The sequence below is a fragment of the Phenylobacterium soli genome (assembly GCF_003254475.1).
Lineage (GTDB): Bacteria > Pseudomonadota > Alphaproteobacteria > Caulobacterales > Caulobacteraceae > Phenylobacterium > Phenylobacterium soli.
In genome coordinates this window covers 180,244-201,960 of record NZ_QFYQ01000002.1, presented here as the reverse complement: position 1 = coordinate 201,960, position 21,717 = coordinate 180,244, and the positions used below count along the sequence as shown (strand labels likewise).

General features: G+C 71.2%; 19 protein-coding genes. 8 read left to right on the top strand and 11 right to left on the bottom strand.

The window, feature by feature from the left end; all coding sequences use genetic code 11:
* Positions 1–19 precede the first annotated feature (19 nt).
* From DJ017_RS18365 to DJ017_RS18355, 3 genes are all read left to right on the top strand, one after another.
* Positions 20–1,738: a CocE/NonD family hydrolase gene (locus tag DJ017_RS18365; RefSeq protein WP_111530348.1), complete on the top strand. Its 1,719-nt coding sequence runs from the start codon at positions 20–22 to the stop codon at positions 1,736–1,738.
* 23 nt (positions 1,739–1,761) lie between these two features.
* Positions 1,762–2,775: an aromatic ring-hydroxylating dioxygenase subunit alpha gene (locus tag DJ017_RS18360; RefSeq protein WP_111530347.1), complete on the top strand. Its 1,014-nt coding sequence runs from the start codon at positions 1,762–1,764 to the stop codon at positions 2,773–2,775.
* Between the two features lie 71 nt (positions 2,776–2,846).
* Complete coding sequence (locus DJ017_RS18355) at positions 2,847–3,338, top strand: MarR family winged helix-turn-helix transcriptional regulator (protein ID WP_111530346.1); 492 nt, start codon at positions 2,847–2,849, stop codon at positions 3,336–3,338.
* A 7-nt stretch (positions 3,339–3,345) separates the two neighbouring features.
* Here the strand turns inward: DJ017_RS18355 and DJ017_RS18350 are convergent, their stop codons facing one another.
* Entirely contained in the window at positions 3,346–4,551 is a 1,206-nt protein-coding gene (locus DJ017_RS18350) for a CaiB/BaiF CoA transferase family protein (RefSeq protein ID WP_264371505.1), read from the bottom strand.
* 178 nt (positions 4,552–4,729) lie between these two features.
* On the opposite strand from DJ017_RS18350, the gene DJ017_RS18345 reads away from it, so the two are divergent.
* Entirely contained in the window at positions 4,730–5,209 is a 480-nt protein-coding gene (locus tag DJ017_RS18345) for a MarR family winged helix-turn-helix transcriptional regulator (protein WP_111530532.1), read from the top strand.
* Here the strand turns inward: DJ017_RS18345 and DJ017_RS18340 are convergent.
* A complete protein-coding gene (locus tag DJ017_RS18340; RefSeq protein ID WP_111530345.1) occupies positions 5,206–6,741 on the bottom strand; it encodes an AMP-binding protein in 1,536 nt (511 codons plus the stop codon). The genes DJ017_RS18345 and DJ017_RS18340 overlap by 4 nt on opposite strands.
* Positions 6,742–6,929: 188 nt before the next feature.
* Here DJ017_RS18340 and DJ017_RS18335 point away from each other — a divergent pair, with 188 nt between their 5' ends.
* Genes DJ017_RS18335 through DJ017_RS18325 form a run of 3 tightly spaced genes read left to right on the top strand, consistent with a single transcriptional unit; the run spans position 6,930 to position 10,493 of the window.
* Positions 6,930–8,129 (top strand): MFS transporter, encoded by a 1,200-nt coding sequence (locus DJ017_RS18335; RefSeq protein WP_111530344.1) that lies wholly within the window; start codon positions 6,930–6,932, stop codon positions 8,127–8,129.
* 1 nt (position 8,130) lies between these two features.
* Entirely contained in the window at positions 8,131–9,741 is a 1,611-nt protein-coding gene (locus tag DJ017_RS18330; RefSeq protein ID WP_111530343.1) for a hypothetical protein, read from the top strand.
* A complete protein-coding gene (locus DJ017_RS18325; protein ID WP_111530342.1) occupies positions 9,741–10,493 on the top strand; it encodes a hypothetical protein in 753 nt (250 codons plus the stop codon). The genes DJ017_RS18330 and DJ017_RS18325 overlap by 1 nt, the downstream gene beginning before the upstream one ends.
* Here the strand turns inward: DJ017_RS18325 and DJ017_RS18320 are convergent, their stop codons facing one another.
* Together DJ017_RS18320 and DJ017_RS18315 are read right to left on the bottom strand one after the other, a co-directional pair.
* The gene (locus DJ017_RS18320) at positions 10,494–11,327 is read right to left on the bottom strand and encodes a p-hydroxycinnamoyl CoA hydratase/lyase (RefSeq protein WP_111530341.1); all 834 of its coding nucleotides are present in this window, start codon (positions 11,325–11,327) and stop codon (positions 10,494–10,496) included.
* A 38-nt stretch (positions 11,328–11,365) separates the two neighbouring features.
* Positions 11,366–12,814 (bottom strand): aldehyde dehydrogenase, encoded by a 1,449-nt coding sequence (locus tag DJ017_RS18315; RefSeq protein WP_193540011.1) that lies wholly within the window; start codon positions 12,812–12,814, stop codon positions 11,366–11,368.
* Positions 12,815–12,974: 160 nt separating this feature from the next.
* Here DJ017_RS18315 and pobA point away from each other — a divergent pair, with 160 nt between their 5' ends.
* Positions 12,975–14,144, top strand: a complete 1,170-nt coding sequence (gene pobA, locus DJ017_RS18310; RefSeq protein WP_111530340.1) for a 4-hydroxybenzoate 3-monooxygenase — start codon at positions 12,975–12,977, stop codon at positions 14,142–14,144.
* An 18-nt stretch (positions 14,145–14,162) separates the two neighbouring features.
* On the opposite strand, the gene DJ017_RS18305 is transcribed toward pobA, so the two are convergent.
* From DJ017_RS18305 to DJ017_RS18275, 7 genes are read right to left on the bottom strand one after another with little or no spacing between them, the layout of a single operon-like run.
* Complete coding sequence (locus DJ017_RS18305; RefSeq protein WP_111530339.1) at positions 14,163–15,482, bottom strand: 2-hydroxyacyl-CoA dehydratase subunit D; 1,320 nt, start codon at positions 15,480–15,482, stop codon at positions 14,163–14,165.
* Positions 15,475–16,593 (bottom strand): 2-hydroxyacyl-CoA dehydratase subunit D, encoded by a 1,119-nt coding sequence (locus tag DJ017_RS18300; protein ID WP_111530338.1) that lies wholly within the window; start codon positions 16,591–16,593, stop codon positions 15,475–15,477. Before DJ017_RS18300 ends, DJ017_RS18305 begins: the two co-directional genes overlap by 8 nt.
* Positions 16,590–17,645, bottom strand: coding sequence for a TRAP transporter substrate-binding protein DctP (gene dctP / locus DJ017_RS18295; protein ID WP_111530337.1), 1,056 nt, complete (start codon positions 17,643–17,645; stop codon positions 16,590–16,592). The genes DJ017_RS18300 and dctP overlap by 4 nt, the downstream gene beginning before the upstream one ends.
* Positions 17,645–18,952, bottom strand: coding sequence for a TRAP transporter large permease (locus DJ017_RS18290; protein ID WP_111530336.1), 1,308 nt, complete (start codon positions 18,950–18,952; stop codon positions 17,645–17,647). Before DJ017_RS18290 ends, dctP begins: the two co-directional genes overlap by 1 nt.
* Positions 18,949–19,443, bottom strand: a complete 495-nt coding sequence (locus tag DJ017_RS18285) for a TRAP transporter small permease (RefSeq protein ID WP_111530335.1) — start codon at positions 19,441–19,443, stop codon at positions 18,949–18,951. The genes DJ017_RS18290 and DJ017_RS18285 overlap by 4 nt, the downstream gene beginning before the upstream one ends.
* The gene (locus DJ017_RS18280; RefSeq protein WP_111530334.1) at positions 19,440–20,609 is read right to left on the bottom strand and encodes a CaiB/BaiF CoA transferase family protein; all 1,170 of its coding nucleotides are present in this window, start codon (positions 20,607–20,609) and stop codon (positions 19,440–19,442) included. The genes DJ017_RS18285 and DJ017_RS18280 overlap by 4 nt, the downstream gene beginning before the upstream one ends.
* Complete coding sequence (locus DJ017_RS18275) at positions 20,609–21,712, bottom strand: CoA transferase (RefSeq protein ID WP_111530530.1); 1,104 nt, start codon at positions 21,710–21,712, stop codon at positions 20,609–20,611. The genes DJ017_RS18280 and DJ017_RS18275 overlap by 1 nt, the downstream gene beginning before the upstream one ends.
* Positions 21,713–21,717 lie beyond the last annotated feature (5 nt).

The window sequence follows — 21,717 nt, the reverse complement described above, 5'->3', positions numbered from 1 at the left end:
TCCTTCTTGCGAGGCGAGTATGAGCGTACGGTCCAAGGTCCTGATGGTCGCGGCGGCGGCCTGGTCGCTCGCCGGGGCGGCCGGCGCGGCGGAGTTCGGGGCCTACAAGCCGGCGCCGCAGTACGACCAGGAGGTCGTCAGCTCGTTCTACCTGCCGATGCGCGACGGGGTGAAGATCGCCGTCGCCGTCCACCGCCCGGCCGTGAACGGACATGCGGCGGAGGGGCGGATGGCGGTGGTCTGGCAGGCGGGCCTGGCCATCGACAAGGCCGGAGTCGGCACGCCCAAGGGGATCAACGCCCTGACCCGCTACGGCTACGTGGTGGTGCAGACCGCGCGGCGCGGCAACGGCGCCTCGTTCGGCACGCGCCGCGGCTACGAGGACATGACGGAGTCCTTCGACTCCTACGAGATCACCGAATGGGCGGCGGCCCAGCCCTGGTCGGACGGCCAGGTCGGCATGTTCGGCTGCTCCAACACCGGCGAGGCGGTGATGCACGCGATCAGTGCGCGCCCGCCGCACCTGAAGGCCGCCTGGGCCGGCTGCTTCGCCTGGGACCGCTTCGACGGCCACACCCGCGGCGGCATCATCGCCCAGTTCGGCACCGGACCGACCCGCTCGATCGCCGAGGACATGAACACCCCGGCCGTCGAGGGCGACGAGACCAAGGCCGAGCTGCGTAAGGCGGTGGAGGAGCACCAGGCCTCCACCAACCTCTTCGACCTGATGAAGAGCATGCCCTATCGCGACAGCTGGTCGCCGCTGGTGATGAGCCGCTTCTGGTCCGAGGTTTCCATGGGCGGGGTGGCCGACCAGGTCCGCCGCTCTGGCGTCGCGCTCTACATCCAGGGCGGCTGGAGCGACGACTTCCGCACCCAGGGCCTGATCGCCCTGGCCAACCTGCCGGGCCAGGCGCGGATGCTGATCGGTCCCTGGCGGCACTGCCGCTACGGCGATTTCGACATCCTGTCCGAGCAGCTGCGCTTCTTCGACCATTACCTGAAGGGCGAGACGACCGGCATCGAGGACGACGCCCCGCTCCACTACTTCCGCATGGAAGGCCCGCACGGCGGGAGCTGGCAGGCGACGCGGGCCTGGCCATCCCCGGCGCAGAACACCGCCACCCGCTACCTGCGCGCCGGCCGGCTCGAAGCGAGGGCCGGGAACGGCAAGGGCGACAGCCTCACGGTCGACTATGGCGTGACCTGCCCACCGGATCCGGAGTCCTCCATCTCGCTCGCCCTGGCGGTCTCCTGCCATCCGACGACGGGAGCGAAGTCGTTCGCAGGGCCGGTGCTGACGCACGACCAGGAGATCACCGGCCACCCGCTGGCCGACCTCTGGATCACCTCCACCGCCCCCGAGGCCGACGTGTTCGCCTATCTGGAGGACGTGGCGCCGGACGGGACCGTGACCGTCATCACCGACGGCCGCCAGCGGGCCTCGCTGCGCAAGCTCGGCGACGCGCCGTGGAACAACCTCGGCCTGCCGTGGCGGCGCAGCTACGGCGAGGACGCCGAACCCCTGAAGCCGGGCGAGGCCGCGCGGGTGCGGTTCGACTTCCTGGCCTGCTCCTACGTTGTGAAGAAGGGCCATCGCCTTCAGGTGACCGTGGCCGGCTCGGACTATCGCCAGCGGGGCGCGCCGCGCGTCTCGCCCGCGCCGACCCTGACCGTCCTGGAAGACGCCGCTCACGCCTCTTCGGTCTCGCTGCCGCTCGTCGGCGGCGCGGGCTGAGGGCTCAAGGGGAAGGACAAGCCATGTTCATCCGCAATCGCTGGTACGTCGCGGCCTGGGACAAGGAGGTCGGCCGAAAGCCGCTCGCCCGGACGATCTGCGGCGAACAGGTGGTGCTCTACCGGCGGGCCGACGCCACGGCGGTCGCCCTGCACGACGCCTGCCCGCACCGCCTGCTGCCGCTCTCGATGGGCGCGGTGGAAGGCGATGGGATCCGCTGCAGCTATCACGGCCTGCTGGTCGGCGATGACGGACGGTGCCTGGAGATGCCGGGTCACGAGCCGGGCGCCCAGAAGCTGTCGGCCCGGGCCTATCCGGTGGTCGAGCGCTACCGCTTCGTCTGGGTGTGGATCGGGGAACCGGCCCTGGCGGACCCCGCCAAGGTTCCCGACCTGTGGTTCTGTGAGGATCCGGCCTGGACCTTCGACGGCGACCGCTACCACGTGGCCTGCGACTACCGGCTGCTTGTCGACAACCTGATGGACCTCAGCCACGAGACCTTCGTCCACCCCTCGTCGATCGGCCAGAAGGAGATCGTCGAGTCGCCGATCGAGACGCGGCTGGAGGGCGAGCAGGTGGTGGTCGAGCGCTGGATGCGCGGCATCGACGCGCCACCCTTCTGGCGCACCTTCCTGAAGCGGCCGGACCCCGTCGACCGCTGGCAGATCTGCCACTTCAGCCTGCCGGCCAACGTGATGATCGAGGTCGGGGTGGCGGTGGCGGGGACCGGCGCGCCGGAGGGCGACCGCTCGCAGGGCGTTCAGGGCGTGGTGGTTAACTGCATGACGCCGGAGACCGAGGACGCCTGCTGGTACTACTGGGGCATGGCCCGCGCCTTCGACATCGGCGACCTCGGTCTCAGCGAACGGATGAAGGCCAGCCAGGCCCAGGTGTTCGCCGAGGACACGGTGGTGCTGGAGGCCCAGCAGGAGTCGATCCGCCGCAATCCGGGGGCGCGCCTCATCACCCTGGGTATCGACGCCGGCGGCGCGCACGCGCGGCGGCTGATCGAGGCTGCGGTGCAGGCTTCGAGGTGACGAGGGGTTGACGCCCGCCCCAGTCTCTTGAACGAGAGGTCATGACGGGGGGCAGGATGGGGAAGCCACGCATGGCCAAGGCCGACGGCCCGGCGCAGGAGCCGGATCCCGACACGGGCGAGATCGACCTGGGCGTCCTGAAGGACGTCATCGGTTTCCGCATCCGGCGCATCCAGAACCATCTGTCGCGCGCGTTCGCCGAGCGGATCGACCGCAAAGACGTGCGGCCCGGCGTGTTCAGCGCCCTGGCGCTGATCTCGGCCAACCCGGGCCTGTCGCAGACGGCGCTGTCGCGGGAGGTGGGCTTCGACAAGGCGACGGTGGTGGCCATGCTCGACAGCCTCGAGCGGCTGGGCTGGGCCGAGCGGCGGCGATCCAAGCACGACCGGCGGCGCAGCGCCCTGCACATCACCGCGGACGGCAAGAAGGCGCTCAAGGGGCTGCGGGCGACGGCCGTTGCCAACGAGGCGGCGATCCACGCCGCTCTGACCGAGGACGAGCAGGCGCGCCTCTTCGAACTCCTCGACAAGGTCTACGCGGTCTGTTTCGCAGACCCGGAGTGATGCGGCCTCAGATCGCGCCGGCGTCTCTCAGGCCGGCGATCCGGTCGGCGGAATAGCCGAGCTCGGCGAGGATCGTCTCGGTGTGCTCTCCGAGCCGCGGGGGCGGTGGCACGCGGTCGCCTTCCGGACGGCCCAGGGCGAACCCCAGATTGAGCGTGGCGGCGGTGCGGTCGGTCCCCGGCAGGTCGAAGGCGGCCGAGAGCCCGCGCTGCGCGACGTGGGGGTGGTCGGTGATCTGGGGCACGGTGCGGACCGCCCCGGCCGGCACGTCGGCGGCGTTGAGCACCTGTTCCCATTCCTCCGCCGACCTCGCCGCGAACAGCGGCCGCAGCGCGGCGAGCAGGGGGGCGGCATTGTCGATGCGGGTGTCGGGATCGGCGAAGCGCGGGTCGGCCGCGAGCTGCGGCGCGCCGAGGGCGCGGCAGAGGTTCTCGAACTGCTTCTGGGTGTTGGCCCCGACCAGCAGCGGCCCGTCGGCGCAGGCGAAGGTGGCGGCCGTGGGACTGGCGTTGAAGCCGCGGTTGCCGACCCGCTGCGGCACGTCGCCGGCGATCAGATAGGGCCCGACCATCGAAATCATCAGCAGCAGGGAGGCGTCGAGCATGGAAAGGTCGATGCGCTGGCCGGGGCCCCCGAAGCGGGCCTGCTGCAGGACCGCCGAGACGCAGGCGAGCGCCCCGGCATAGCCGGTGAAGGTGTCGACCATCGGGAAGCCGACCTTGAAGGGCGGGCCGTCCGGATCGCCGGTCAGGGACATGACCCCGCAGACCGCCTGGATGATGTGGTCGTAGGCCGGGTTGTCGCGCAGCGGCCCGGCCTGGCCGAAGCCGGAGAGCGAGCAGTAGATGAGGCTGGGCTTCGCCGCCGCCAGGGCCTCGTAGCCGAGGCCGAGCTTGGCGAGTACGCCGGGACGGTAGTTCTCGACGAGGACGTCGGCGTCGCGGACGAGGTCCTTGACCACCTCGATGGCCTCCGGACGCTTCAGGTCGAGGGCGATGGACCGCTTGCCGACGTTGATCGCCTGGAACGAGGGAGCCATCTCGCGGAACTCGGGCCGGCGGTCGTAGTGGCGGAAGACGTCACCCTCGCCGCGGCGCTCCACCTTGATCACCTCGGCGCCCAGCATACCCAGCACATGGGTGCAGAACGGACCCGCCATCACGTGGGTCAGGTCGACCACCCTTATGCCCGTCAGAGGCCGCTGATTGCCCACGCCCAACTCCCTGGTTACTGCGCCCAAGCAGTAGGCAAAAATAGTTTATAAGACAAATCATTTTGAGTCCGAACGGATTGCCCCGACTGAAGGCGGTGGGGGCCGGTGAGGCGCGATTAGGGAGCGACACAAACAAACGTTTCACGTTTGACGCGACGCAGATATGCTGCGCTGCGACATGTCGAACACGGACACCCTTCCCAGCGGCGCGGCCGCCAGCACCGGCCGCTCGCTCGACCTCGGCGATCTCCGCACGCTCCTCGGCTTCCACCTGCGCATGGCGCATGTGGCGATGTACCGGGACTTCACCGCCAGCCTGGCCGAGCTCGACCTGACCCAGAAGCAGTGTGCGACGCTCGAGCTGATCGACACCAACAGGGGCGTCTCGCAGGTGGACCTGGCCAACACCCTGGGCACCGACCGGGCCACGATGATGGCCATGATCGACCGGCTGGAGAACCGCGACCTCGTCGAGCGTCGCCGCTCGCAGGAAGACCGCCGCCGCCAGGAGCTCTACCTGACGGACAAGGGCGACGACGTCCTGAAGAAGGCCAAGGCCGCAATCGCGGCGCACGAGAAGCGGTTCACCTCGCGCTTCTCCGACGCCGAGCTGAAGGCCCTGGTGAAGGCCCTGCGCCGGATCAACGAGCCCGCCTAAGCGGGCGTTTTCGGCGCCTCGAACGCGCGCCGCAGCACATCCTTCTGCAGCTTGCCCGAGGCCGTGCGCGGCAGGCTCGGCACGATGCGCACGTGCTGGGGCCGCTTGTAGCGGGCGAGGCGTTCGTCGCACCAGGCGAGGACCCGCGCGGTGTCGAGCTCGGCGCCCGGGCGCAGCACGAGGTAGGCGCAGCCGGTCTCCCCCCAGCGCGGATCGTCGACGCCGAACACCGCAGCCTCCGCAACGCCCTCGATCTGCAGCAGCACGTTCTCGACCTCGGCCGGGTAAACGTTCTCGCCGCCGGTGATGTACATGTCCTTCCAGCGGTCGACGATGAAGTAGAAGCCGTCGCTGTCGCGGCGGGCGGCGTCGCCGGTGCGGAACCAGCCATCCGAGAAGGCCTTGGCGTTCGCCTCGGGCTGGCCCCAGTAGCCGGGGGTGATGCTCGGGCCGCGCAGCCAGATCTCGCCGGTTTCGCCCTCCGCCACGTCGCGGCCGTCGGCGCCCACCAGGCGCACCTCGATCGCCGGGGCGGCGAGGCCGGCCGAGCCGACCTTGCGGCGGGCGGTGTCGAGGTCGAGGGGCACCCCGAGCACCGTGCCGTTCTCGCTCATACCGTAGCCGTTCGAGGCGCGGATCTGCTTGTCGAGAAGGGCCAGGGTCAGGCCCGCCGGCATCGGCGCGCCGCCGGTGAAGAGCTTCAGTCCGGCGAGGTCGGCGGCGGCGAACAGCGGATGGTCGGTGAGCGCCTGGGCCATCTGCGGCACGCAGAAATAGTGGCTGATGCGCAGCGCCGGATCGTTGAGGGCGGCGAGGGTCGCGTCCGGGCTGAAGCGATCGTTGAGGTGGACGGCGGCGCCGGCCAGCAGGCTGGCGTGGAGGATGGCGAGCAGGCCGACGACGTGGAACAGGGGCACGTCGCAGAGCTGGGCGTGCCCGGCGGTCAGCTCGCCGACGAAGGTGAAGTTGGTCGCGCCGAAGAAGGCGCTCTTCGGCGTCACGATCACACCCTTCGGCCGGCCCGTGGTGCCGGAGGTGTAGAGCAGCATCATCGGCGCGGTGACGTCGATGTCGGGGCAGGGCGCGGGCGCGCAGCCGGCGATCGCTCCGGCGAAGGCGTCGGTCTCGAGGACATGCCGCGGCTGGCCGGCGGCCATCGCTGTGCGGGCCTGGTCCTCGAATTCGGCGGCGTGGATCAGCACCTGCGGCTGGGCGTCTTCGAGCAGGACGGCGAGCTCGGGACCTGAGAGGCGCCAGTTGAGCGGCTGAAAGATCGCCCCGGCCCGGGCGCAGGCGTAGAACAGGATGGCGTGGGCCGAGCCGTTGCGCGCCAGGAGCGCCACCCGCGCGCCGCTCTCCAGCTTCAGGCCGCGCAGCCAGGCGGCGGCGCGGCGGATGTCGGCCTCCAGCTCGGCATAGGTCCAGCGGCGGCCGGTGGCGATTTCGTGCAGAGCGAGGTCGGCGGGACGGATCCCCGCCTGGCGCTCGACCACGTCGCGCCTCAGCCAGCCCAGGCTGTCAGCCTCTTCCATCGTGTCTCCACCCGAGCCGTCGTGCGTCCGGCGTTCCTCGTAGGGAACGGCGCATATTGTTTGTTGGACATACTACTTCGCTGCGGGCCGCACAACCGGACGGAAGCTGGGGGGCTTGTGGGTTTGGCCGCGCAATCGTACGACTCACTTACAAAACCGGGACCCATCCCGGTGTTCGGGAGGACAGGATGTCGGGGGACTCTCGCGGCCACGCCAAGGCGGGCCTCATCGTAGCCTTGTGCTTCGTCGTCGCGGCCCTCGAGGGTTACGACATCCAGGCGTTCGGCGTGGCGGCGCCGAAGCTCGCGCCGGCGCTCGGCCTGGCCGCGGCCCAGCAGGGATGGGCGGCCAGCGCGGCGATGATCGGCCTTGTCATCGGGGCCCTGTTCGGCGGCGCGGCGGCCGACCGCGTCGGCCGCAAGCCGGTGCTGATCGTCTCGGTCCTGTTGTTTGGCGCCTTCTCGGTCGTGACCGGCCTCGTCGCCAGCTATCCGATGCTGATGGCTGTGCGGATCGCCACGGGCCTCGGCCTCGGCGGCGCCATGCCCAACCTCATCGCCATCGCCACCGAGATCAGCCCGCCCAATCGCCGGGCGGCGACGGTGACCACCATGTTCTGCGGCATGCCGGCCGGCGGGGCGGTGGTCGCCCTGATGGCGCGGACCTTCGGACCGGCGCTCGGCTGGCGCGAGATCTTCGTGATCGGCGGCGTCCTGCCGCTGCTGATCGTGCCGGCGGTCGCCCTGCTGCTCGAAGAGACGCGGCCTGCCCAGGAAGAGGGCGTCCGTCCCAGCGCGCTGCCGGCCCTGTTCGGCGCGCCTCGACGGGCGGCGGCCACCTTGCTGCTGTGGACCGTCTTCATGCTGACGCTGGTGGTGCTCTACCTCATGCTGAACTGGCTGCCGACGCTGGTGGTCGCCAAGGGCCTGACGCCGGCCGACGGGGCGGCCGCGTCGCTGTCGTTCAACCTGACCAGCATCGTCGGCGCCCTGCTGCTGGGCGTGATCGCCGACCGCTTCGGGTTCCGCTGGCCGCTGCTCGTCACCTATGTGGCGCTGGGCGTTGCCATGGAGGGGCTGTCGAACGCCAGCGGCGTCGGGCCGATCCTCATCCTGTCGGGTCTCGCCGGCTTCCTGGTGATCGGCGCCCAGTACGCGCTCTACGCCCTCGCCCCGGTCTACTACGGCCCGCAGGTGCGCGCGGCGGGCGCCGGCGCGGCGGTGGGCGTCGGCCGGCTCGGCTCGATCGCCGGGCCGCTGATCGCCGGCCAGTTGCGGGCCTCGGGCGCCACGGCGGACCAGGTGCTGGCGGCAATGCTGCCGGTAGTGGTGGTGGCCGGCGCGGCGGCCTTCCTGCTGACCTTCGTCGGCCAGGCGCACGAGGACTGAGATGCGCCGCCGTCCCACCCTGGCGCTCGGCCTGGCGCTCGCCGCCGCGACGGTGGGGGCCGGCGCCCTGGCGGCGGCCAAGCGGAGCGCCATGCCCGGCCATGTGCCGGCCCAGCGCGCCCAGGCCCAGACCGCGCTGCGCCGCGAGGCGGACGAGGTCACGACCTCGCAGCGGGATGCGCTCTATGCCGCCGCCTCGACCTGGCGGGCGCCGGGGGACGAGACGCCGCTGCCGGCCTTCGCCGGCTTCGCCAACGCGGCGGGGAGCTTCGCCCTGGTCAACGCCGGCGGGCCGGTGGAGACCCGCGGCCACCCCTTTTTCCAGGCGATCGGCGCCAACGGCCGCGCCTGCGTGACCTGCCACCAGCCGGCCGACGGCATGAGCGTCTCGACCGCCAGCATCCAGGCGCGCTGGCAGGCGCTGGGCGCGAAGGACCCGCTGTTCGCCGCCATCGACGGCTCCAACTGCCCGAGCCTGCCGCAGGCGAAGGCGAGCTCGCATTCGCTGCTGCTGAACCGCGGCCTCTTCCGCATCTTCCTGCCCTGGCCGCCGCGGGCCAAGAACGGCACGAAGGTGGAGCCGGAGTTCACCATCGAGGTCGTCCGCGACCCGACCGGCTGCAACCTCGATGCGACCTATGGCCTGAAGAGCGCCAATCCGATGGTCTCGGTGTTCCGCCGGCCGCGGCCGGTGATGAACTTCAAGTACGTGACCTCGGTCGACGGCTTCGTGAACGTGAAGACGGGTATGCCCTTCGACCGCGATCCGGAGACCGGCCAGCGGGTCAGCATGGAGCTGATGGCTGACGCCCGCGAGCCCACGCTGAAGTCCCAGGCCATCGAGGCGGCGATCACCCACCTGCAGGCGCCGGCGCCGCCGAGCCCGGCCGAGCTGGCCGCCATCGTCGCCTTCGAGCAGGGCCTCTACGGCGCCCAGGGCGTCAGCACCGGCGCAGGCGTGCTCGACGAGGCGGGGCTCGACGGCCTCGGGCCGCATGCGCTGGAGAAGGCGCCGGCCGGCCGGCTCGGCGACAACACCCACGAGCCGGTGTTCGGCCGCTTCGAGGCCTGGCGCGACGGCGGGGCCGGTGGGACGGCGGCGCAGCGCGCGTTCCGCGCCTCGGTGGCCCGCGGCGCGGACATCTACATGAACCGCACGTTCTGGATTTCCGACGTCTCGAACCTCAATTCGGTCGGCCTCGGCAATCCGCTGAAGCGCACCTGCTCGACCTGCCACAACGCCGCGATGACCGGTATGGACCTGGCGCCGGGATGGATGGACCTGGGCGTCGCCAACAAGCCGTGGGCCGATCCCAGGCCCGACCTGCCGCTGTTCCGCATCGTCTGCCGGCCGGACGCCGACCCGCATCCCTATCTCGGCCGGGTGATCCTGACGCACGATCCGGGGCGGGCGCTGATCACCGGCAAGTGCGCCGACGTGGGCTCGATCACCATGCAGCAGATGCGCGGGCTTGCTGCGCGCGCGCCCTACTTCTCCAACGGCTCGGCGCGCTCGCTGGCCGAGCTGGTGGAGTTCTACAACCGCCGCTTCCAGATCCGCTTCACCGCCCGGGAGAAGCAGGACCTGGTCAACTTCCTGGGCGTGCTGTGATGCGAAGCCTGATCGTGGCCGGCCTCGCTGTTGCGCTCGTCGCGGCCAGCGCGCCGCCCAAACCCGGCGAGACGCTGAACGTCGTCGCCTGTCCCATCGTGCGCGACACCGAGCCGGCGCCCTGCTGGCTGGTGCGCTCGGGCGGGCGGCTGTTCTATCTCGGCACCCAGACGGACCTCAGCGGCAGCTTCTATCCGCCCCAGCAGGGCCACGAGGCGCTCGTCGAGGGCGTGGTCACCGAGCGCACGCGCTGCGGCGGGATCGTGCTGGATCCGGTGAAGGTCTCGGTGCTGAAGCCGCTGACGGGCGCCTGCCGCGAGCGGCTGCCGGCGGCGGGTTTCAGCACACCCTGGGTGGAGCGCGGCTCGGGCCCCTCGACGCGCAAGCCGGGGCCGCGGCCGCCGCAGGTGATGCCCGATCCGCCGCCGCCCTATGCGGCGCGGACTTTCAGCCTGGAGTTCGATTTCGACAGCGACTTCGTCGCGCTGCGGAGCGCCCTGGCGCTGGCGCAGGCGGCGGCCCTGGCGCGCGCCTCGCACGCCCATGTGAGCGTCGTGGGAAGCCGCTCGGCGACCCGGCTGTCGAATGGGCGGGAGATGGTCGAGAGCGCCGAGATGGCGCAGCGTCGGGCGCGGAAGGCGGTGCTGTTCCTGAAGGATCAAGGCGTCGCGCCCGCGGCGATCACGGTCAGTTGGCAGGGGACCGGGGCGAGGGCGGTCACCGTCGAGGTGACGCCCCCGCCCGGGCCTTAGTCACCGGCGGTAGGAGGACAGGCCGGGCTTGTAGCTCTTCTCGTCGATGAACTGGCGGATGCCTTCCTTGCGGCCTTCCGTCTTGTCGAGGAAGTTCGCCGCCTCCTGGCGGACCACCAGATAGTCCTCGGCGTTGTCGTAGGTCATGTCGATGACCCGCTTGAAGGCGTCCTTGGCGGCCTTCACGGTCACCGGGTTCTTCTCCAGCAGGACGTCGGCGATCTGGCGCACGCGGGTCTTCAGCTCGGCGAGCGGCACGGACTCGTTGACGAGGCCGAGCTCGGCGGCCTTCTTGCCGCCCATCATCTCGCCGGTGAGGATGTAGTACATCGCCTGGCGCTGGGTCATCAGCTGCTCGACGATCTTGGTCGCGCCGCCGCCCGGCAGGATGCCCCAGTTGATCTCGGAGAGGCCGAACTGGGCCTCGTCCGCGGCCACCGCGAGGTCGCAGGCGTAGAGCGGCGCGAAGGCGCCGCCGAAGCACCAGCCGTTGACCATGGCGATGGTCGGCTTCTCCAGCCAGCGCAGGCGCCGCCACCAGCCGTAGGAGTCGCGCTGGGCGCGGCGAACGGCGAGCGGGCCCTTGGCCTCGGTCTCGCGGAAGTACTCCTTCAGGTCCATGCCGGCGGAGAAGGCCGAGCCTTCCCCGGTCAGCACCACCACGCCGCAGCGGTCGTCGGCCTCGACCTCGTCCAGCGCGTCGTGCATGCGCGCGTTGAGGGTCGGGTTCATGCAGTTGCGCTTGTCGGGGCGGTTCAACGACAGCCAGGCGACGCCGTTGTCATACTCGATCTTGTACACGTCGTCGGACGCGCTGGTGGTCTGTTGGTCCATACTGGAAGGTTCCGTCTTGGGAGGTTTGCGAGAGTGGCTCAGATCGGGAAGTGGCCCGGCTGGGTCTCGATGGTGATCCAGCGCAGGTCGGTGAACTCGGCGATGCCGGCCTTGCCGCCGAAGCGGCCGTAGCCGGAGCCCTTGACCCCGCCGAACGGCATCTGGGCCTCGTCGTGAACGGTCGGGCCGTTGATGTGGCACATGCCCGACTGGATCTGCTGGGCGACGCGCAGGCCGCGGGCGATGTCCTTGGTGAAGACCGCCGCAGAGAGGCCGTACTCGGTGTCGTTGGCGACGCGGATCGCCTCGGCCTCGTCCTTGACGCGCAGCACGCCGACGACCGGGCCGAAGGACTCCTCGCCGTAGATGCGCATCTGCGGCTTCACGCCGTCGAGCACGGCGGCGGAGAGCAGCACGCCTTCGCCCTCGCCGCCGGCCGCGCAGATCGCGCCCTTGGCCACGGCGTCGTCGATCAGCGCCTTCACGTGGGCGGCGGAGGCCTGGTCGACCACGGCCCCGAGCGGGGTGGTCCCCTCGCGCGGATCGCCGGCCTTGAGCGTCGCGGCCTTGGCGGCGAAGCGCTTCACGAACTCGTCGGCCACCGCCTCGAGCACGATGATCCGCTCGGTCGACATGCAGATCTGGCCCTGGTTCATGAACGCGCCGAAGGCGGCGGCCTTCACCGCCTCGTCGAGGTCGGCGTCGTCGAGCACGATCAGCGGCGCCTTGCCGCCGAGTTCGAGCAGCACCGGCTTGAGCTGGCGGGCGGCGCGCTCGGCGATCACCTTGCCCACCCGGGTGGAGCCGGTGAAGTTGATGCGCTTCACCGCCGGATGGTCGATCAGGGCGCCGACCACCGCGCCGGCGTCGGACGGGGCGTTGGTGACGACGTTGACGACGCCCGGCGGCAGGCCGGCGTCCTGGAACGCCTGGCCGATCAGGAGGTGGGTGCGCGGGCAGGTCTCGGAGGCCTTCAGCACCACGGTGTTGCCGCACGCGAGCGGGGTGGCGACGGCGCGGACGCCGAGGATCACCGGCGCGTTCCAGGGGGCGATGCCCAGCACCACGCCGGCGGCCTGGCGCACGGCCAGGGCCATGCAGCCCGGCTTGTCGGAGGGGATGACCTCGCCGGCCACCTGGGTCGTGAGGGAGGCGGCCTCGCGGATCATGCCCACCGCCAGCATGATGTTGAACCGGGCCCAACCCTCGGTGGCCCCGATCTCTTCCTTCATGGCGGCGACCAGGTCTTCGCTGCGCGCGGCCAGGGCGTCGGCGGCCTTGGACAGGAATTCGCGCCGGGCGTTGGGGCCGAGCGCCGACCAGGCCGGGAAGGCGCGGGCGGCGGCGTCGGCCGCGGCGATTGCGTCCTTCTCCGTGGCGGCGGCGGCGCGGGTCGCCAGGTCGCCGGTCACCGGATTCTTACGTTCGAAGGTCCGCGCGCCTTCCGCGGGCGCGGCCTTTCCTTCGATCAGCATCTGCACGTCCATCAGGATCCTCCCACCGTCCGCGCCCCGTCTGAACTGTGAGCGCCAAACTGTTTGTAACACATACAACCTGAGCGCCAGGAACGCAATCGGCGCGGCGCCGGCTTGCCAAGATAGTATGTGAGACATACAAGATAGATGACAAACAAAAGGGAGGCCTCCCGTGCGGAGCCAGGTCGCGATCATCGGCGCGGGGCCATCGGGCCTGTTGCTGGCCCATCTGCTGCAGCAGGCGGGCGTGGATGCGGTGGTGCTGGAGCATCGCGACCGGGAGTACGTGGAAGGCCGCGTGCGGGCCGGCGTGCTGGAGCAGATCGCCGTCGACCTGATGGATCGCATCGGCCTGGGCGCGCGCATGCACCGCGAGGGGCTGGTGCACGAGGGCACCAACATCGCCCACGAGGGCGAGATGTTCCGCATCGACATGAAGGCGCTGACCGGCGGCTCGACGGTCATGGTCTATGGCCAGCAGGAGGTGATGAAGGACCTCTTCGACGCGGCCGAGGACCGGCAGCTGAAGATCGTCTTCGGCGCCGAGGACGTGCAACTGCACGACGTCACCGGCCCGCCCTATGTGACCTGGCGCTCGGGCGGCGAGGCGCATCGGCTGGACTGCGATTTCATCGCCGGCTGCGACGGCTACCACGGCGTCTCGCGCGGCAGCATCCCGGAGGATGTGCTGCGCCACTATGAGCGGGTGTATCCGTTCGGCTGGCTGGGCGTGCTCGCCGAGGTGCCGCCGGCCGCTCACGAGCTGATCTACTGCAACCACGAGCGCGGCTTTGCGCTCGCCAGCATGCGGTCGCAGACCCGCAGCCGCTACTACATCCAGTGCCGCCTCGACGACCGGATCGAGGACTGGAGCGACGAGCGATTCTGGGACGAGCTGTGCGTGCGGCTCGGCGACAAGGCCGCCGCCGGCGTGGTGCGCGGCCCCTCGTTCGAGAAGAGCATCGCGCCGCTGCGCTCGTTCGTGGCCGAGCCGATGCGCTACGGGAAACTGTTCCTGGCCGGCGACGCCGCCCACATCGTGCCGCCGACCGGGGCCAAGGGCCTGAACCTCGCCGTCTCCGACGTGATCTTCCTCTCCGAGGCGATCGAGGAGTTCTACCGCGAGCGCTCAACGGCCGGGATCGACCACTATTCGGCGCGGGCCCTGGCGCGGGTCTGGAAGGCCGAACGGTTCTCCTGGTGGTTCACCGGCCTGACTCACCGGTTCCCGGACACCGGGGCGATCGAGCGCCGCCTGCAGGTGGCCGAGCTCGACTACATCCGCGAGTCCAAGGCGGCGCAGACGGTGCTCGCCGAGAACTACGTCGGTCTTCCGATCTAGGGCGGGGAGCGCCGCGTCCTAGCGGCGCTTCGCCAGCACCTCGGCCTCGATGAAGTCGCCGACCCGGGCGCGGATGGCGTCCTCGTCCCAGGAGCGCGCATCGACGTTGTCGACGCCAAGGCTGAGGTAGGGGATGCCGGCGTCCTCGAACCCCTTGCGCAGCAGGTGGGTGTAGCCGAACACCTCGCGGCAGCCCTCGCCGCCTTCGCCCTCGCCGAGCGAGACGATCGCATCGACGCCGGCCTTCTTCGCCTCGGCCACGTACCAGGCCACGTTGAACGGCGGGGTGTGCATGATGCGGGCGATCTTCGTCATCCGGCCGGCCAGGGCCCGCAGCGGATCATCGCCGTAGGTGGCGTAGGCGTCGGCCGCGATCGACAGGTAGATCGACCAGACGAAGACCGCGCCGTAGCGCTCCTGGAAGTGGGCGTAGAAGTCGAGGTTGTACCAGAGGCCGGTGCCGATCCACATCAGGCGCACCTGCTCGTTGGGCGCGGCGGCCTCGCCGGCGGCGGCCTTGCGCTCCAGCTCCTCGTAGAAGAGGCGGGCGCGGTCGCGCGCCCACTCCGTGCCGCGATGCCACTGCGGGATCATTGTGGCCGGCATCTGGTCGGCGATGTTCACCGGCGCCGGGCGGGTCGCCGAGATCAGCTCGCGGGCCTTGAAGTAGTACTCCTCCTGCTCGTTCACGAGGTCGTTGATCCGCCGCAGCCGCTCCGCGTCGAAGGTGCGGCCGGTCAGCTTCTCCAGCGTGGCGATCAACTCGCGGTACTGGTCGGTGAGGAGATCGATGGCCCGCGCGCCGAAGACGCTTTCCCAGTCGCGCCGCGCGCGGCTCGTCCAGTCGGCGCTGTCGGGCGCCTCGATGGTGGCGGTCTCGAGCAGGACGAAGGGGATGTCGAACTTGCGCGCCCAGAGCTCGAAGATCTTCTGCAGGGCGTTGCACTCGTTGCCGGAGACGACGATCGAGGGTGTCGGCAGCCCGCCCCAGGGCGCCTCTTCGGGGTTCGGCTCGAGGGTCGCGGCGAAGCCGAGCGCGCAGTACTTGCAGAGGTTCTGGCGATAGCCGAGGGCGTTGAGCGCGCCGAGGTACTGGGCCGACTTCTGCTTGGCGGCGATGACCGAGGACCACCACTGGTTCACGACCACGGGGATGTCCATGGCCTTGAAGATCTCGGTGGGCACGTCGGCGTTGACGAAGGCGATGGGCTCGCCGGCGGCGGCGCGCCGCTGGAGGTCCTCGAACCAGGCCTTGTTGTAGGCGCTGTTCTCGCGCGCGAAGGAGAGGTTCTTCTCGCGGGTCGAGGTGAAGGTCTGTGGGGTCCGCGGCTCAGCCATGGGCGGTCTTCTTCAGGAGGGGGGCGAGAGCCTCGCCGAGGGGCCCGCTCGCGACGGCGGCGGGCGGCAGCTGGACCACGGCGACGCCGATGTCCTCAAGGGCGGCGATCTGGCTCGGCGCGTCCCAGGCCGCCGGATGGTCGAGGCCGCGGACCGCGAAGATCACCCCGTCGGCGTCGGTCCGGCGGACGAGGTCCAGCAGATAGGCGATGCGCGCCTCGGTGCTCGACTTGGCCGGCGCGGGGGCCATGAAGTGGTAGCGCTCGACGATGGCCTGCAGCGGATCGCCGTCGCCCGCCACGGGGCGTTCGGCGACGCGCGAGCCCCAGCCCTGGTCGTCGGCAACGATGGTCAGGCCCTCCGCCTCGATGCGGCGGTAGAGGTCCGGGGTCTCGGTCTCGCTGCCGCTGAACACGACACGAGGGCCGGGGCGGACGGCGCGGCCCGCGAGCTCGCCCACGGCGGCGGCGAGCTTCGCCGCATACTCCGCTCGCGGCAGCATGGCGCCGGCGCCGATCAGGGCGAGGGCCTCGGCGCCGCTGATACGGCCAGCAAGGCGCAGGTCCTGCAGCCGCGCGACGGCGGCGCGGGCGGCGTTGCTGTCGGCGATCGCGCGGGCGAGGTCGTCGTCGGCGATGGCGCGTCCTGACCAGGTCTCCGCCGCCGCCTTCAGACGATCGGCGCTCTCGCGGTTGAAGCGGCGGGTGACGGGGCTGGCGGAATGGTGGAAGTCGAAGAGCTGCAGCGGCAGGCGGGGGAAGCGCGCGTCCTGGCGCTGGATCTCGCGCAGGAAGGTGAAGAGCGCGCCGAGGTAGCTCGGCGTGGTGGCGACCACGAGGTGGTCCACATAGTCGTAGGAGCCGTCCAGCAGGCGGGCCACGAAGGCGCGGATCACCGCGTTGCCGCCGCCTTCGCCGTAGCGGTCGGCGGGCGCGTCGGAGGCGCCGGTCTCGGCCCGCAGGCGCACGGGCAGCAGGCCGGCCGCGGCGATGATCTCCTCCGGCACGTCCGAGCCGATCAGCCCGACCACCTGGCCGCCCCTGGCCTTGAAGGCGAGCGCCGCGGCGCGCGGATCGGCATAGGCGGACAGGAGCTCGTCCACGGCGCTCATGGCTGCTCCTTGGGGCAGGCGACCGGCTGGCCGGCGGGGGTGTTGGCGATCAGCGTCTGGGCGTAGGCCAGCATGGCCGCGCCGCTCGCGCCGTAGCGGTCGAGCCGGCTCGCATCGCGCCGGGTCACGTCGATGTAGGCGGCGTCGAACGCCTGCTGAGCCTCAGGGCTGACGGCGATCATGGTCATGCCGTGGCCCTTGCCGTAGGCGAGGCCCTTCTTGGCGGCGGCGCCGAGGTTCTTCGACAGCGAGCCCTCCCAGACCGCCTCGGAGTCGAGGAGCACCTTCTGCAGGTCGGGCGGGAGGCTGCGGAAGCGGGCCTCCGACATGGCCCGCGCCGGATAGGCGCCGCGGGGCGTGTGCAGGTCGCTGTAGTAGTGGGCCACCTCGGCCAGGTGCAGGGCGCCGAGCGCGTCGGGGGCGACCAGAACGCCGTCGATGACGCCCTTGGCCATGGCCGGATAGACCTCGCTCATCGGCATGCTGACCGGATCGCCGCCGAGCGCGCGGACGAGGCCGACGTTCTCCTCGGGCACCCGCAGGCGCAGGCCCCTGATGTCGGCCGGCGAGCGGACCGGCCGGTCGCGGGTGATGACGCCGGGCAGGTTGCCGCCCTGGACCATCAGGACGCGCAGGCCGTCGAGCTCGCGCTGCAACGGCGGGAAGGCCTGCGCGAGGCACTTGTAGACCGCCACCTGGTCGTCGATGGAGCGGGCGCCGGCGTAGAAGGCGGTCTGGGCGCTGGTCAGGTGGGCGCCGCCCAGCACGTAGATCGGCGTGATCAGGCCGATGTCGGCGACCCCGTGGCGGATCTCCAGCATGCTCTGGTCGGCGCTCAGCAGGGAGCCGGACCAGTAGGGCTTGATCTTCAGCCGTCCGTGCGAGGCGGTCTCGACGTAGCGGATCCAGTCGGTGTCGGCGCGGCTGAACGGATGGGTCGGGCTGTAGCTCGTCGCATAGGTGAGCACGATCGGGCCGTCCGCGCGCGGGGCGCAGGCGGCGAGGCCCAGCGACAGGGCCGCCGAAGCGGCGAGGGCGGCGAGGCGCCTCATCAGCCGACCCCCAGGGCGCCCGGCAGCCAGAGCGCGGTCGCCGGGACGAGGATCAGCAGCGCCAGGTGCAGGAAGTCGGTGATCAGGAACGGAATGATGCCGCGGAAGATGGTGCCCAGCGGGATGTCCTTGGCGAGGCCGTGGATGACGTAGACGTTCATCCCCACCGGCGGATGGACGAAGCCGATCTCCATGGTCCGCACCAGGAAGATGCCGAACCAGATCGGGCTGAGGCCCAGGTGCTGGACGATGGGCAGGAAGATCGGTGTCGCCAGCAGCATCAGGGCCATTCCGTCGAGGAACGAGCCGAGGACCAGCAGGGCCACGGCCATGGCGGCCACGACCGCCAGCCGGTCGGCGCCCATCGAGGCCACCCAGCCGGCCACGAGGTCGGCGAGGCCGCTGACCGTGATGAAGGTGGAGAAGACGATGGCGGCGATGATAATCGCGTAGATCATTCCGGTGGTGCGCAGGGTCTCGATCATCGCCTGCGCCAGGGTCTTCAAGGTCAGCTTGCCGCGCGCCGCGCAGATGACGAGCGCCAGGGCAGCGCCGATGGAGGCCGCCTCCGAGGGGGTGAACCAGCCGAAGGTGATGCCGCTGATCACCGCCACCACCAGGAGGCCGACGTCGAGCACCCCGCCGAGCGCCTTCAGACGCTCGCGCCAGGGGGCGCGCTCGCCCGCCGGACCGAGCGCGGGGTTCAAACGGCAGATCACCGCGATGGCCAGCATGTAGAAGGCCATCTGCAGGAAGGCCGGGATAATCGCCGCGGTGAACAGCTTGGCGATGCTCTCCTCGGCGATGACGCCGAAGACGATCAGGGCGCCGGAGGGCGGGATCAGCGCGCCCAGGGTGCCGCCCGCGGCAAGGGCGCCGGTGGCGAGCGCCGGGTCGTAGCGGTGACGGCGCATCTCCGGCAGGGCGACCATGCCGACGGTCGCGGCCGTGGCGAGGCTGGAGCCCGAGATGGCGCCGAAGCCGGCGCAGCCGCCGATCGAGGCGAGCGCCAGGCCGCCGCGCCGATGGCCGAGGAACTTGGCGGCCACGTCGAAGAAGTTCCGCGTCGCTCCGGCGGCGAAGCAGATGTGGGCCATGAACAGGAAGAGCGGCAGGACGCCGAGCTCGTAACGGCTCACCGTCTCGAAGGCGACGACGCCGGACTTGATGAGCGCCGCCTCAGGGGAGATCAGGATCGCCAGGCCCGCGACGCCGACGACGCCCATGGCGACGCCGATCGGAACGCCGAGCGCCAGCACGCCCAGCATGGTCACGACACCGAGAAGGCCGAGAAGCTCCGGGCTCATCGCCGCCGTCCGAGCGCCCAAGCGAGGAACAGGGCCGCCGTCAGGGCCGCGGCGGCGCACCAGTAGGCGCGGAGCGGGGCGATCGGCAGGCCGAGCAGCTGGGTGCGCTCGTCGCCCGGCCAGATCTCCGCGGCTATCCAGATGGAGCCGGCGGCGAAGACGGCGAAGATGACGGCGGAGACGAGAGCGCCCAGCCGCGCGAGGCGGGCGCGGGATGTCTCGCTCAGGCGCTCGGTGAGCAGGTGGACGCTGGCGTGGGCCTTCAGCGCCGTGGCGGCGACGATGGCCGAGGAGGTGGCCAGCACGACGCAGGCGCGGACGATCTCGATGGAGCCGACGAGCGGGCGGCCGGTGTGGCGGCCGATCACCGCCAGCACCTCGACGCTCATGGCGGCGAGCAGGGCGCAGGTCCCGGCGGCGACCGCGATGCGGAAGATCCAGCCGACGGGGCCCTGCGGCAGCGGGCGCGCGGCCTCCCCGGCGCCGCTCATCCGAGCACGCCCTGGGCGCGCAGGGCTTCGGCCTCGAAGCCGAGCCCGGCGAGGACCGCCTCGGTGTCGGTTCCGGCCGGCGGGGCGAGCCGCGCGGCGGCGGGATGCACGCCCTGAAGCTTCACGGGCGAGCCGAGCTGGCGCACCGTCTCGCCGGCCTCGGTCTTGAGCTCCACCACCATGCCGCGGGCCCGGTTGTGCGGGTCGTCCAGGGCGGCGGCGACGTCGAGGATCGGCGCGAACTGGGTCTCGGCGGCGCCCAGGATCTCCAGCCATTCGTCTAGCGTGCGGGTGGCGAAGATGGCCTCCAGCGCCTCGCGGATCGCCGGGCGGGCGGCGGCGTCGAGCTGCAGGGGGATGAAGTCGGGCCGGCCGACTGCCTCGCAGAACCGCGCCCAATAGGCCGGCTCCATGTCGGTGGTGGTCAGGTAGGCGCCGTCGCGGGTCTTCCAGATGCCGCTGTCGGCGCGCCGCTGGCCGCGCGGCGGGATGGCCGAGAGGTCGGGATTGCGGGCGATGAGGTTGCCGATCAGGGCCATGGCGCTGTCGGACATGGCGATGTCAACGTGCTGGCCCCGGCCGCTGGCGTTGCGGGCGATCACCGCGGCCAGCACGCCGATGACGGCGTTGGAGCCGGTGAGCAGGTCGGCGGCGGGAATGCCGGGAAAGCTCGGGCGCTCGGGGTCTTCGCCGCTGCGCGACAGGGCGCCGGAAATGGCCAGGGCCACCGGATCGTGGCCCGGCTTGCTGCGGTAGGGTCCGGTCTGGCCGCAGAGCGTCACCGAGCAATAGACGAGCCGCGGGTTGATCGCCGCCATGGCCGCGTAGCCGAGGCCCATCTTCTCCATGACGCCGGGCCGGTAGTCCTCCACCAGGATGTCGGCGCTCTTGACCAGGGCCTCGATCACCGGGCGCGCGGCGGCGTGGCCGGGGTCGATGACCACGGTCTTCTTGTTGCGGGCGAAGAGGTCCTGGGCCCGCATGCGCCGGCGCGCTGCGTCGCCGAGCTTGTCCCAGCCGAACACCGCCGCCTGCTTCTTCAGCTCGCGCGGGTTCTCCAGGCGGATGACCTCGGCGCCGAGGTCGCCCAACATCCAGGTGCAGTAGGGGCCGGGCAGGAACTTGGAGAAGTCGACGACCCGCAGGCCCGCCAGCGGCCCGCCCATCAGCGCGCCTCCAGCGGGGCGAAGCCATAATCGGCGTTGGCCTCGCCGAGGCGCGGCGCGCGGGCCGGCGGCGCGTCGAAGGCTTCGGAGCTGCGGAACAGCGGTCCGGGCAGCCGGTAGCCGCCGTCCTCGACCTCGCGCCACAGGCCGCGGGCGGCGTGCTGGTCGGCGGCGAGCACGTCGTCGGCGGTGTCGATGCGCGACAGGCCCAGACCCAGCTCGGCGGAAAGCGACATCAGCTCGTCGGCGCCATGGGTCAGGAACCAGGCCTGCAGGATCTTCTCCCAGGCCTCGATCTGGGCCTGGGGCGCTTCGGCCAGCAGCAGGTTGTCCCAGTCCACGTCGGCCATCCCCTGGTCGGCGCCCTCGCGCCGCATCGCCCCCGTCAGACCCTTGAGCATGCCAGGATTATCGACGAGGCCCCAGGTCACGAACCCGTCGCGGCAGGCGAAGACCTGCTTCACCGCCGAGGAGCCGCGCACAAGCTGGTTGCCGGTGCGGGCGCCGATGCGGCCGGTCCACTCCCAGACGATCGGGTCGCGGTAGCCGGCGAGGGTCGCCGACTGGAAGGCCGAGACCTCCACCTTCTGGCCGCGGCCGGTGAGGTGGCGCGCGTTCAGCGCCATCAGCGCCGCGATGGCGCCCTGGATGCCGGCGAGGGCGTAGGCCTGCTCGCCCGGCAGCCGCAGGGGCGCGCGGTCGGGGTCGCCGCCGATGTTGAGCAGGCCCGAGGCGGCCAGCAGGGTGAGGTCGGTGGCGGGACGGTCGACGTAGGGCCCGCCCGCGGTGTGCGGCGTCACGGCGACGCGGATCAGCCGGTCGCTGGCGGCTGCGAGCTCGGCGTCGGCGATCGGCGCCTCGGGTCCGCTGATGGCGATGTCGGCGCGGGCCGCGAGGGCGATCAGCGCCGTGCGTTCGGCCGGGTCGGCGAAGTCGACGGCGAGGCTGCGCTTGCCGAGGTCCCAGACCTGGCGCTTGAGGCCGCCGGCCGGGGCGGCGCGATCCTCGACCTTGACCACGTCAGCGCCCAACTCGGCCAGCATGCGACCGGCGAAGGCGCCGAGGTCGCGGGTGAAGTCGAGGACGAGGACCCCTTGCAGCATCCCGT